This window comes from Pirellulales bacterium (assembly GCA_019636345.1).
Classification (GTDB): Bacteria; Planctomycetota; Planctomycetia; order Pirellulales; family Lacipirellulaceae.
In genome coordinates, this window is sequence record JAHBXQ010000002.1 from 449,161 (window position 1) to 461,644 (window position 12,484).

At 66.9% G+C, this 12,484-nt stretch carries 10 protein-coding genes, 1 tRNA gene and 1 pseudogene; 9 read left to right on the top strand and 3 right to left on the bottom strand.

The window, feature by feature from the left end; genetic code table 11:
* Positions 1 to 86 precede the first annotated feature (86 nt).
* A complete protein-coding gene (locus KF688_05630) occupies positions 87 to 2,366 on the top strand; it encodes a hypothetical protein (protein ID MBX3425142.1) in 2,280 nt (759 codons plus the stop codon).
* A gap of 245 nt (positions 2,367 to 2,611) precedes the next feature.
* Entirely contained in the window at positions 2,612 to 3,004 is a 393-nt protein-coding gene (locus KF688_05635; GenBank protein ID MBX3425143.1) for a hypothetical protein, read from the top strand.
* 24 nt (positions 3,005 to 3,028) lie between these two features.
* Here the strand turns inward: KF688_05635 and KF688_05640 are convergent, their stop codons facing one another.
* Entirely contained in the window at positions 3,029 to 3,745 is a 717-nt protein-coding gene (locus tag KF688_05640; GenBank protein ID MBX3425144.1) for a hypothetical protein, read from the bottom strand.
* Positions 3,746 to 4,272: 527 nt separating this feature from the next.
* Between KF688_05640 and lysS the strand changes: the two genes are divergently transcribed.
* The 7 genes from lysS (at position 4,273) to KF688_05675 (ending at position 10,977) form a co-directional block, all read left to right on the top strand.
* Entirely contained in the window at positions 4,273 to 5,928 is a 1,656-nt protein-coding gene (gene lysS, locus KF688_05645) for a lysine--tRNA ligase (GenBank protein ID MBX3425145.1), read from the top strand.
* Positions 5,929 to 6,095: 167 nt separating this feature from the next.
* Positions 6,096 to 6,647, top strand: a complete 552-nt coding sequence (locus KF688_05650; protein ID MBX3425146.1) for a Uma2 family endonuclease — start codon at positions 6,096 to 6,098, stop codon at positions 6,645 to 6,647.
* A gap of 77 nt (positions 6,648 to 6,724) precedes the next feature.
* Positions 6,725 to 7,276 (top strand): Uma2 family endonuclease, encoded by a 552-nt coding sequence (locus KF688_05655; protein ID MBX3425147.1) that lies wholly within the window; start codon positions 6,725 to 6,727, stop codon positions 7,274 to 7,276.
* Between the two features lie 70 nt (positions 7,277 to 7,346).
* Positions 7,347 to 8,912: an FtsX-like permease family protein gene (locus tag KF688_05660; GenBank protein ID MBX3425148.1), complete on the top strand. Its 1,566-nt coding sequence runs from the start codon at positions 7,347 to 7,349 to the stop codon at positions 8,910 to 8,912.
* Positions 8,905 to 9,732 carry an ABC transporter ATP-binding protein gene (locus KF688_05665; GenBank protein ID MBX3425149.1) on the top strand — a complete coding sequence of 276 codons (828 nt, stop codon included), beginning with the start codon at positions 8,905 to 8,907 and terminating at the stop codon, positions 9,730 to 9,732. The genes KF688_05660 and KF688_05665 overlap by 8 nt, the downstream gene beginning before the upstream one ends.
* 197 nt (positions 9,733 to 9,929) lie before the next feature.
* Positions 9,930 to 10,787, top strand: coding sequence for a branched-chain-amino-acid transaminase (gene ilvE / locus KF688_05670; protein MBX3425150.1), 858 nt, complete (start codon positions 9,930 to 9,932; stop codon positions 10,785 to 10,787).
* A gap of 116 nt (positions 10,788 to 10,903) precedes the next feature.
* A tRNA-Val gene (locus KF688_05675) sits at positions 10,904 to 10,977 on the top strand.
* On the opposite strand, the gene KF688_05680 is transcribed toward KF688_05675, so the two are convergent.
* Entirely contained in the window at positions 10,937 to 12,091 is a 1,155-nt protein-coding gene (locus tag KF688_05680) for a PQQ-like beta-propeller repeat protein (protein MBX3425151.1), read from the bottom strand. The two genes, KF688_05675 and KF688_05680, sit on opposite strands and share 41 nt — an antisense overlap.
* Positions 12,083 to 12,349 (bottom strand): annotated as a pseudogene (locus tag KF688_05685) (PQQ-binding-like beta-propeller repeat protein). The gene KF688_05680 and the pseudogene KF688_05685 overlap by 9 nt, the downstream one beginning before the upstream one ends.
* Positions 12,350 to 12,484: the final 135 nt, after the last annotated feature.

The following is a 12,484-nucleotide window of genomic DNA, read 5'->3' on the forward strand; positions in this document are numbered from 1 at the left end:
CCAGGCGCTACATTTTAACAACCATCGGTCCGCGCCGCGGCGAACAGCCCGCTGCGCCGCACCGGGGCGCCCTCGCACTCCCCCCCATGAACCTCTCGCTCCCCATCCGCGCCGTTCGCTTGGCGTTGGTCGGCTTCGTGCTGATCAGCGCGGGGGGAGGCTGCGCCGGGTTGCCGCGGATCGATCCCAGCGGGGAGCGGATCCTCCTCTGGCCCAAGGACCAGCCCCAGGCTGCGCTCCCGGCGTTTCCCACGAACCCCACGGCGCCCCCCGTCCTGACCGACGCCGCTTTCCCGACGTATCCCGCGACCGCGGTCGGGGGCGTCCCCGGGGCGCCGCAAGCCGTCACCGCGGCGCTGACGACTCCTCGCGACACGGTCACGATCACCCCCGAGCGGATCCTCGCCCCGGTCGGCAGCGAGGTGGTTCTCAAAAGCGGCATTTGCACCGCCGACGGCTACACCCTGGCCGATCAGAAGGTCGAGTGGATGCTGGGCCGCAACGGCGTGGGGCAGTTCGTCGAAGTGAGCGGCAAGGGGTGGTTCCACCCGCCGCTGCTCCCCTGGAATCAGCCGAAGAAGGTCGACAACTATCTCGCCTACGGCTACACGGCCAATGGCCCCTTGTGCATCACGCGCGGCACGGACGACCCGAGCGACGACGTCGAGATTCTGCGCGGCGACGCCTGGATCAGCGTTCATTCGCCGGTCGAGGGGACCAGCTATGTCACGGCGTTCGCACCTGGCGTCGAGGGCTGGGGCGAGCGCCGCAAGAGCGCGGTCATCTACTGGGTCGACGTCCAGTGGTTGTTCCCCCCCGTCGAAGTCGCCAGCAGCGGTCGGCCGGAAACGCTCACGACGACCGTCACGCGGCAGTCGGACGGGACGCCGGTCGAAGGGTGGATCGTCAAGTACGAGGTCGACGACGGCGGCGCCGCGGGCGCGGCGCAGGTGGCCGAAGTGCGCACCGGGGCCGACGGACGAGCGTCGGTCGAGGTCTCGCCCACCGCGGCGGGGGCCTCGACCAGCCGCATCCGCACGCAGCTCATTCGTCCGGCTCGTTACAGCGGCGGCGCCGAGCCGCAGTTGGTCGTCGCCAGCGGCGAGACCCTGATTCGTTGGACCGGCGACGCTCCTTATCTGCCGTCGACGCAACCGCCGCTGACCACGCCGTCGGCTCCCCCGACGACGCCGACGATCCCCAACATTCCGCCGGCCCCGGCGCGCAAGCCTCAGCTCGACGTCGAGATCGTCCGGCTCGATGCGGGCGAGGTGCAGGCCGGGGGATTGGCCAAGTTCGAAATCGTGGTTCGCAACGTCGGCGACGCGACGGCGACCGACGTGCGGCTCAACTGCAAGTTCACCCCCGGGTTGAGCCATGTCCGCGACACCGACAACGATCGGCAGATCGACACGGGCGACCTGGGACCGCTCGCTCCCGGCGCCTCGACGAGCGTGCCGCTCGAGTTCAACGTCCTGCAGGCGGGGCAATTGGCGCACGACGTGACGGTCACCTGCGCCGAGGCGGAGGCGGTGGCCGCGCGGGCGACGTTGACCGCTCGGCCCGCGCCGCGGCAGGCCCAGCCGGGGCTGCGCATCGAAAAGATCGGCCCGGCCCAGGCGACGGCCGGCCAGTCGGCGTTGTTCCGCGTGACGGTTCGCAACACGGGCGAGACGCCGCTGACGAACGTGGTCGTGGTCGACGAGTACCCGGCCGGCTTCCTGCAAGCCAAGCCGCGGCAAGCGGGCTACTCGCTCGTCGGAGGGAACATTCGTTGGGTCATCCCCGCGATGCAGCCGGGCGATCTGCAGCAGTTCGACGTCGATTGCCTCTGCCTGCAGCAGTCGCTGCGGGTGACGACCACCGCCACGGCCAGCGCCGAGACGGGGCCCGACTCGGCGCCGATTCGCAATTCGGCCGAACATCGGCTGGAGATCCTGCCGGCGCAGGGGGGGGCGGTCGGTCCGGGAGGCGGAGGCGCGGCGCCTGGGGCGGGCTCGCTGCGGATTCGCGTCGCCCCGACCGCGGCCGAGGTCCGGGCAGGAACGCGGACGACGGTCTTCGTCTACGTCGAGAACGCCTCGCAGGCGAGCGATCGAGACGTGCAGGTGCGGATTCAAGTGCCGACGTCGTTGACGATCGACCCCAACGCCATTCAAGGCCCCTCGGGGGCGACGCCGCGGTTGCTTGGGAACGAAATTCAGTTCGCCGCGGTCAACGAAATCCGTCCGGCGGAGAGCTTTACCTACATGATCACGGTCACCGCGACGCAGGCCGGTTTCCCCGAGATCGTCGCTCAAGCGGCGAGCCGCAGCACTCCCGCGCCGGTCTTGCATCGGGCGACGATCGAGATCACCGGGCGATAGCCTGGATGCGGTCGAATGCGCCGAGAAGCGCGGCGGATCGGGTTCCCGCCGCTCACGTGCTCACGCAAGCGATCCCGCGGCAAGCATGTGCCAGGATGACATCGATACCGAAGCTGCCGCAACAAGGCGCTCGTGCTTTGACACAGGCTATATCTTGGGTTGGGGACGACGCAACCTGTCAACAGAGAGAGCCGGTGCGTCGTTCCCAACCCAAAAGCACGAGTTGACAAAGCACGAGGTTCGCCATGCCGCGATTCGTCTTGTTGCGTCACGTTACCCCTCCCGACTCGCCGCGTGCGAGTCATTGGGACTTTATGGTCGAGCGCGGCGCGGCTCTTGCGACGTGGGCCGTCGAGGAGTTGCCGTCGGCGTGGCGGCGCGGGCTCGGGGAGGACGCGACCGCCGAGGCGGAGGCGGTGAGGGCCTTGCGGTTGCCGGATCACCGGCTCGCTTACCTGGAGTACGAAGGCCCCGTGAGCGACGACCGCGGCGTCGTGTCCCGCACCGATGCGGGGGCGTGTACGGTCCTGCAGTGGAGCGAACGCAGCGTTCTGTTGCTGCTTGCCGGGGAGCGACTCGTCGGGCGGGTTGCGCTGCAGCTTGCCGAGGACGGCCATTGGTCGTTGCGAGCGGAATAGACCAAGGCGACTGCCGCGCCGGAGTCAGCGTCGCGGGCGGCGCGGGGCGGCGGCCGTTTGCGGCGCGGGTTCGTCCCCCAAGCGTCCTGCGATTTGCATCGTGCCCTCCCCCAGCGACAGCGAGGTCAACTGCCGACGCTCGCCGCCGCACACCTCGACGAGCCGGTCGAGCGGCACGTCCAGTTCGAGTCGGTCCGGCGCTTCGCGCCACGCGCCGACGACGTCGAGTTCCGTCAGCAGGGAGTCTGCGTGCGATCGCACGTAACTTGCCGGCAGCGCGATCGCTCCGGCGTGAGCGCGGACGAGGCGGAGCGTCGCGAGGTTCGGCGCACCGATCGTCGCCTCGACCTCGATCGACACGATCGCCGCGAGGCGGGGCGCCGTGTAGCGAAATCCCAAGAGGCACCCGCCAGCCGTGAACGCGACGCGGACGTCCGTCACCGAGGGGGGAAGCAGCGGAGCTTCTTCGCCGGCCAGCGCGGCGGCGAGCCAGCCGTTGACCTCGTCGGCGGTGAATTCGGCCGTCCAGGTTGCTGCGGGGCGGGACTCCGCGGCGAGCCGGGCGACGCGGGCTTCAAGCTGGGCCTTCGCCGCGGCCAACTCCGCAGCGTCGGCGGCCAGGGCCCGCTCGTAAAACGGCTGCGGTTGGACCAAGGCGGCCAGCGCAAGCAGATAGCTCGCTCCCGCCGCCGACAACAAAGCCGCCACGACGATCCCGGTGATGCGAAGCAAACGCGGCACGGCAAGCAGACTCAAGCGGCGACGGAGGGGAGACGCAGCGGGCAAGGAATCGTAGAAAGCCCCGCACCGGGCGTCAATTTCAGCCAAGTCCAAATCGTTGCGGCGTTGCGGCGTCCCGCTGACGCTGATAGCGGCTATCGCTTCCGTAACGCACGGCACTGCGGAGAATCGTGGTTTTGCCACGGAGGCGCGCCGTGGCGTGCGAACAATCAGGAACCACGGATCGACGACGGCTTTCTGATAGCATGCCAACGGGCGTTGGGAGTCGGCCGTCACTTTTCGCTGAGGAACCTGAGTCGCTCCGTGCGAACCGCGGTTCCACACGTTTCGCCGTGCCGCCGTGGCGACACCGTGCTTGCCGGCAAGCGGCGGCGCGCCCCTGACATTGACCGCGCGGGGCGTTTCACTAAAATCTTTCCACTCTTGACCTTACTGCGCATCCTGCCTCCTTTGAGCATTGCCGGCACGGGCTGCGGCTCAGTGCGCCGTGGCGCCGCCGCCGGCTCTTGATCCCGATGACCCACTTGATGACCGACGCCCCCGACAGTTCCGACTCGCTCGCCCCCGACGCCTCGAAGCTCGAAGCGGCTCGCCGCGCGAAAATGGCCCGGCTGGTCGAACTGGGAGTCGACCCCTGGGGCGGCCGGTTCGACGATCGGCAACTCATCGGCGACATCCGCGCCCGGCTTGGCGAGGTCGTCTACAAGCTTGCGGACGGCGCGACGGTTCCGCTCCCCGACTTCGCCGCCGTGCCCGAGGGGTTCAACTTTCGGCAGTGGAAGGCCGACCAGGGCAAAGGCGAGATCGTCGGCCCGCAGGTCCGTGCTGCGGGGCGGATCGTGTTGCACCGCGACAAGGGGAAGCTGCAGTTCATCGATCTGCGCGACATGACGGGCGACATCCAGGCGATGGTCGGTCAAAGCCAGGTCGGCGGCGACTGGGACGTCGTTCAGCAATTGGACCTGGGCGACATCATCGGCGTCGAGGGGATGTTGGGGGTCAGCAACACGGGCGAGGTGTCGATCTTCGCCGAGCGGGTGACGTTTCTCACGAAGAGCATCGAGACGCCCCCCGAGAAGCACCACGGGTTGAGCGACCCGGAGTTGCGCCAACGGCAGCGGTATCTCGACCTCGCCTACACGGCAGGGGTCATGCCGCGGTTCTTGGACCGCACGCGGATCGTCGCGTCGATTCGCCGGACGCTTGCCGACGAGGGATTTGTCGAGGTCGAGGGGCCGACGCTCCACTCGATCGCCGGCGGCGCCGCGGCGCGGCCGTTTGCGACGCATCACAACGCGCTCGACATTCCGCTGTTCATGCGCATCGCGCTGGAACTGCACCTGAAGCGGCTCTTGGTCGGCGGGATCGAACGCGTGTACGAACTGGGCCGGGTTTATCGCAACGAGGGGATCAGCCAGCGGCACAATCCCGAGTTCACGATGCTCGAGGTCTATCAGGCCCTGGGCGACTACCGCTCGATGATGGATCTCACCGAAGCGATCATCTGCAACGCGATTGCGGCGATCTCGGTTCCGGCGCGAGCCGGGGCGTCCCCGCCCCCGACGCACTCGTCTTCGACCGCGGGCGGGGACGCCGCGGCTCGCAACTATGTTTTGCCGTGGGGCGACAAAACAATCGACTTCACGCCCCCGTTTGCTCGCAAGACGTACGCCGAACTGTTCGCCGAACACGCGGGAGTCGACCCCGACGACGATGCCGCGGTCGCGAACCTCGCCCAGTCGCTGGGGATGGAAACCGCCGGTCGGCATCCCGACGTCGTGAAGAGCGACGTGTTCGAGGAGCGGGTCGAAGGGGCGCTCACGGGACCGATCTTCGTGATGGACTACCCGGCCAGCATCTGCCCGCTGACCAAACGCAAACGCGACAATCCGGCGGTGGCCGAGCGGTTCGAGCTGTTCGTCCACGGCATGGAGGTGGCCAACGCCTATACCGAGCTCAACGACCCCGACCTGCAGGAGCAACTCTTCAAGCAGCAACTGGCGGGGATGAGCGAAGAAGATTCGATGGCCAAGATGGACGACGATTTTATCCGCGCCCTGCGTCACGGCATGCCCCCCGCGGGGGGGCTGGGCGTGGGGATCGATCGGCTCGTGATGCTGCTCACCAACTCGCAGTCGATCCGCGACGTCATTCTGTTCCCGTTGTTGCGGCCTGAAAAGTAGGTGCAACGACCTCCACGTAACCCCCGGTCATTGACCGGGGGCTGAATCAGCGCGAACAGGAGGTTCACGATGCCTCATCTTATCTTTCTCGTGAATGGAGTTCTGTCCCCGGTGATTCAATATTGGGAATTTGGACGCGACCTCTGCGGAATGGTAGGATTTAGGCAATGAGCACCGTCGCCCTCGTTACCGCCGAAGAACTTTGGGAGCGTTACGCTCACCAGCATCGCTGCGAACTCATCGCGGGGGAAGTCTCGATGATGTCACCCGCGGGATGGTATCACGGAAGCATCGGGGGACGAATTCAGGGACTGCTCGCGCGGCACGTTCAACCCAAGCAGTTGGGAATGATCTTCCTGGCTGAGACGGGATTCCTCGTCGAACGCGCCCCCGATACCGTTCGAGCGCCCGATGTCGCCTTCATTGCCAAGGAAAACCTGCCCGAGCAAATGCCCGAGTCGGCGTTTTGGCCCGGCGCCCCCGACCTGGTCGTCGAGGTGCTTTCCCCTGACGATCGTGCAGCCGCGGTCGACAAGAAAATTCAAACTTGGCTTGCCGCGGGATCCAAGCTCGTGTGGGTCGTCGACCCGGAACTTGAGACAGTGACGATTTATCGCTCGCCGACCGACGTCTCGATCGTCGCCCGCGGCGGCCGGATTGCGGGCCGTGATTCGATCGCCGGTTTTGAATGCAATGTGAGCGAGTTCTTCGACGGATGACGCATGAACCCCCGGTCATTGACCGGGAGCTAAATGCGACTTTGGCACGGGCTCTGGCCCCGAATACAATCAATTCCATGAGCACCGTCGCCCTCGTTACCGCCGAAGAGTTGCTGGAGCGTTACGCTTCTCAGCAGCGGTGCGAATTGATTGCCGGGGAGGTCGTCGTGATGTCGCCGGCGGGACACAACCACGGGTTCGTAGTCAGCAATATCCATATTGCGTTCGGCGGTTACGCGCGATCGGGCAGGCTCGGGCGTACTTTTGGTGCAGAGACGGGCTTTCTCGTCGAACGCGATCCGGACACGGTCCGAGCGCCCGATTTGGCGTTTATTGCGAAAGAGAACCTTCCGCAACGAATCCCCGAATCGGCGTTCTGGCCCGGGGCGCCGGATTTCGTCGTCGAGGTCTTGTCGCCCGAAGATCGGACGGCGGCGGTCGATAAGAAAATTCGCACTTGGCTTGCCTCTGGGACTAGGCTCGTGTGGGTGGTCGATCCCGAATTAGAAACCGTGACGATCTACCGCTCGCCGACCGACGTGTCGATCCTCGCCCGCGACGGGCGGATCGCCGGGCGTGATTCGATCGCCGGTTTTGAATGCAACGTGAGCGAGTTCTTCGCCGGATGACGCATGAACCCCCGGTCATTGACCGGGGGTTCAATGCGACGAACGCAACCATCCCACGGACGGGATCCTTATGTACAAACTGCTTCTCTGCTGGCGTTATCTCCGCACCCGCTACATCGCGCTGGTGTGCATCGTCAGCGTCATGCTCGGCGTGGCGACGATGATCGTCGTCAACAGCGTCATGGCCGGGTTCGCCCATGAGATGCAGGTGCGACTCAACGGCATGCTGGGCGATCTGGTGCTCGAGGCCCGCAGCATGGACGGAGCCCCCGACGCCGACGCCGCGATGGCGATGATCCGCCAAGTCGCCGGCGACGACGTTGCCGGGATGAGTCCCACGGTCAGCGTCCCCGCGCTGATGTACATCACCATTCAGGGGCAGACGATCACTCGACAGATCACGATCGTCGGGATCGACCCCGCGACGTACCACACGGTCAGCCAGTCGGGACAGTACTTGCAGCACCCGGAGAATCGCAAACAGCTCGAGTTCACGCTGCGCGACGGCGGGTACGACGTCGTCGACAGCCAAGCCGAAGGGCCGGCCAAGGCCAAGCCGCGGGAGATCATGAAGATCGCCGGCTGGCAACGGCGGCGCGAGCAGGCCCGCGAGGCGGCTCGCTATCGGGAGTATCAGCGGCAACTGGAACTGGCCCGCGGTCCGGCCGCGGCCGGAGCGTCCGGCGCCGACGGGGCGCCCTCCTTCAACGACCCCTTCGCGACGGTCGCGACCGCAGCGGCCGACGCCACCGAGGGTCGCGATTTCGACCCGGCGGTCGAAATCCACACCGGCATGGTCGCCGGACTGGGGTTGTGCAGCTACCGCGACTCGAACGGGGTGGACCACTTTCAGGCTCTCCCCGGCGACGACGTGAAGGTCGCCTACACCAAGGCGACGATGCCGCCGCAGATTCTCGGCAACGTCTACACGATCGTCGATTTCTACGAGAGCAAGATGCAGGAGTACGACTCGAATCTCGTGTTCGTGCCGCTCAGGTCGCTCCAGGAAAACCGGGGGATGATCGACCCCACGACCAAGGTGGCCAACTTCACGACGATCCAGATCAAGCTGGCGCCTGGCGCCGACGCCGACGTGGTGCGCGACAAGCTGCAGGACGCCTTCCCCATCCAACAGTTTTACGTGAGCACCTGGCGCGACAAGCAGGGGGCGTTGCTCGCCGCCGTGCAGATGGAGACGGCCGTGCTCAACGTGCTGCTGTTCATGATCATCGCCGTTGCGGGGTTCGGCATCTTGGCGATCTTCACGATGATCGTCGTCGAGAAGACCCGCGACATCGGCATCCTCAAGTCGCTGGGCGCCTCGGCGGGGGGGGTGATGGGGATCTTCCTCGGCTACGGACTGAGCCTGGGGACGGTGGGCGCCGGGGTGGGGGTTGCCATCGGATTGACGTTTACGCACTATATCAACGAGATCGCCGATCTGTTGAGTCGTCTCACCGGCCAGCCGGTCTTCGATCCGGCGGTGTATTACTTTTACGAGATTCCGACGATCGTCAATCCGCTGACCGTGGCGTGGATCGCCGCGGGGGCGGTGGCGATCGCCGTGCTGGCGAGCATCCTGCCGGCGCGGCGGGCCGCGAAGCTCCATCCCGTGAGGGCGTTGCGCTATGAGTGAACTTCACGCCGACTTGGCTTCCAGCGGCGGCGGGCGCGCTGCGCTCGCTCCGACGTCCGCCGCGGCGACCGCCGAGCGAATCGACGGGCCGTTGCGGCTGCGCGGCACGGCGCCGCTGCCGACCGCCGCGGGGCCGACCCTCCTCGGCTGTCGGGGGTTGGTGAAGAGTTACCAAAAAGGGCCGCTCAAGATCCCCGTGTTGCAGGGGATTGATCTCGCGGTGCGCCCCGGCGAGTTCCTGGCGATTGTCGGTCAAAGCGGCAGCGGCAAGAGCACGCTGCTCCACCTGCTGGGGACGCTCGATCGCCCCGACGAGGGAGAGGTGAGCTTCGACGGCGCCCGGATCGACAACCTGCCGGCGGCGGCGCACGACCTGTTGCGGAATCGCTATTTCGGGATGATCTTCCAGTTCTACCACCTGCTTCCCGAGCTCACGACGCTGGCCAACGTGCTGGCTCCGGCGATGGTGGCCGAGACGACGCTGGGATATTGGAGGCGTCGGGGCGAGCACCGTCGCCGGGCGGCCGAGTTGTTGGAACTGGTCGGCCTGAGCCACCGGCTGAAGCACAAGCCGCGCGAATTGTCCGGCGGCGAGATGCAACGGACCGCGATCGCCCGGGCGCTGTTGATGCAACCCCGCGTGCTGCTGGCCGACGAACCGACCGGCAATCTCGACCGCTCGACCGGCGCCGCGATCATGAAAACCCTGGTCGAGTTGAACCGCCGCGAGGGGCTCACTATAGTCATGGTGACGCACGACCAGTGGATCGCCGAGCAGGCCGACCGCACGGTCCACCTCGTCGAAGGGCGGATTGCGTAACGCTCGCGCGAGGTTCCGCCGCCGGGGTCGCGGAGCGGGAAGCGGAATCGGTCTGGGCGCGAACCCAGTCGGGGACGCCCCCCTCTGAACTCTTGCGGATTCCCTTGCGAACCCGGCGCTTGTCGAGATGTGTGCCGCGAGTCGGTCGCTGCGTCGTCGTCGCGCCTTCCGTGTCCTCTGTGGTGAAGAACTCTCGCATGTCCCGTCAAGTTTACCTCTCCGGCAAGCTCGTCCCCGCCGAGCAGGCGACCGTCAGCGTGTTCGATCACGGCTTGCTCTACGGCGACGGCGTGTTCGAGGGGCTGCGCAGCTACGGGGGCAACGTGTTCCGACTCAAGGAGCACGTGGATCGGCTGTACGAATCGGCCCTGGCGATCTGTTTGACGATTCCCATGACGCGCGAGGAGATGGCCGCGGCGGTCAACGACACGGTTGCGGCGAACGGGATCAAGGACGGCTACATTCGCGCGCTGGTGACCCGCGGCGCCGGGACGTTGGGGCTCGACCCCAACCGCTGCAGCGACCCGCGGGTGATCATCATCGCCGACGCGATCAAGCTCTATCCGCAGGAGTTCTACGACAACGGGCTCGAACTGATCACCTCGAGCGTCATTCGCAATCATCCCGCGGCCCTCAGCCCGCGGATCAAGTCGCTCAACTACCTCAACAACATCCTGGCGAAGATCGAGGGGCTCAAGGCGGGCTGCATCGAGACCCTCATGCTGAATCACAAGGGGGAGGTCGCCGAGTGCACGGGGGACAACATCTTCCTCGTGAAGCACGGCCGAGTGCTGACGCCGTCGCTTGACGCCGGGATCCTGGAAGGGGTGACCCGAAACGCGGTCATCGAACTGGCCCGCGAAGCGAACCTCGCCGTCGCCGAGTGCGCGATCACCAAGCACGACGTCTATGTCGCCGACGAGTGCTTCCTCACGGGCACCGCGGCCGAGGTGATTCCCGTCGTGAAGGTCGACGACCGCGTCATCGGCGGCGGCAAGCCGGGGCCGATCACCAAGGACCTCACCGAGAGGTTCCACGCCCTGGTCCGGGCGTAGAGAAACTCCCGGTCCGCTCGCCGCTTGCGGATGAGCGCTCCTCGACGACCGCGGCACACGCCCGGCGGCTCGTCGTTGACACCTCCCGCCGCGGCGACTTACGATTGTCCTGACCCGGGCGATTAGCTCAGTTGGCTAGAGCGCCGCCCTTACAAGGCGGATGTCGGGGGTTCGAGCCCCTCATCGCCCACTTCGTTCCGCGCCTGATCGTCGCCGATCCGATATAGGTGCGTCTCGGTGCGCAGCAGCAGATCCTCGTGGACGACGGCGGGCGAGGCCATGATCGCCCCGTCGAGTTCGTTCTTGGCCAGCACGCGAAACTCGGGCCCCCCGTCGAGCACGGTCGTCGTCCCCTCGCGATTGCAGAAGTAAACCCGCCCTGCCGCGACCAGCGGCGAAGCGGAGTAGTTGCCCGCGATCCGCTTTCGCCAGATCTGCTCGCCGGTCGCGGCGTCGATGCATGTGGCCACGCCGTTGTCGCTGACCATCAGCAGCCGCCCGTCGATCAGCACGGGAGAAGGTTGCGTCGGCACCTGGCCCGCGAATCGCCACTCGACGTGGGTGCAGGTCACGTCGCCGCTGCCGTCGGGCCGCACTGCCAGCAGCTCCGGCCGCACGAACCCCGTGGTCAAGTACGCCCGGCGGCCGTCGTACACCGGTCGCGGCACGTTCGAGAACCCCGACCCGTGATCGACGCGCCATAATTCCTTCCCCGTGGCGGGGTCGTAGGCCGCGAACCACTGCGCTCCCGGGATGACCAATTGCGTCCGGCCGGCGACCTCGATCGCCAGCGGGGTGCTGAACGCCTTGCGCATGTCCCCCTCGGCGGTTCGCAGCGGCGGGCGCGACGTTTCCCACCGGCTTTCGCCGGTCGCCGCGTCGAGCGCCGCGATGAATTGCCGATCGCCCCCGTCGCAGGTCAGGATCAAGAGCCCCTCGTGCAGCACGGGCGAACTGCCGGGCCCGACCATGTGGTCGAGCTTGAGCGTTCGCTGCCACAGGATTTCGCCCGAGCTCGCGTCGAGGCACGCCGTTCCCCACGTGCCGAAATGGCAGTAGCACCGACCCTCGTGCAGCACGGACGTGGGCGAGGCGTAGCTGTTGAGCCCGTGGATCGGCTCCGGATCATCGACATGGAACAACGGGATCGTGCGAAGCAATTCTCCTGTGGTTGCGGAAAGCTTGACGGCGACCAACTCGACCGACCCCGCGGCGGCGAGGCCCGCCCCCCCGGGCTTGCCGGCCAGCTCCTTGAGACGGGCAAGCTGCTCCGCGGTCGCCGGCTGCTCGATCGCCGACGTCAGCCATACCGAACCGTCGGCGACGACCGGCGACGACCAGCCGCGACCCGGGACGGGCGTCTTCCAGCGGAGGCCGCTCGATTCCGACCAGACAAGCGGGGCTGCCGCGGCGTGCCCCTGACCCGTTGGCCCGCGGAACTGCGGCCATTCGTCGCCGTCTCGGGCGATTTCGCTTGCGGCATCGGCGGCGACGGACCGAGCCCCGAAACCGAACCCCGTCGCCAGGGCGGCAGCCAATAGGATCGCAAGCGGACGAGGCATAGCGGCGAGCCCCCAAACCCTCTGGGCGAATTGGCGACGGTCGTCCCGTCGCGGCCGCTTGGTTATAGCACACGCCGCCAAGCACACGCCGCTTGGGCTCAGCGGCCCCCGGAACTCCCGTTGCCTGCGCAGCAG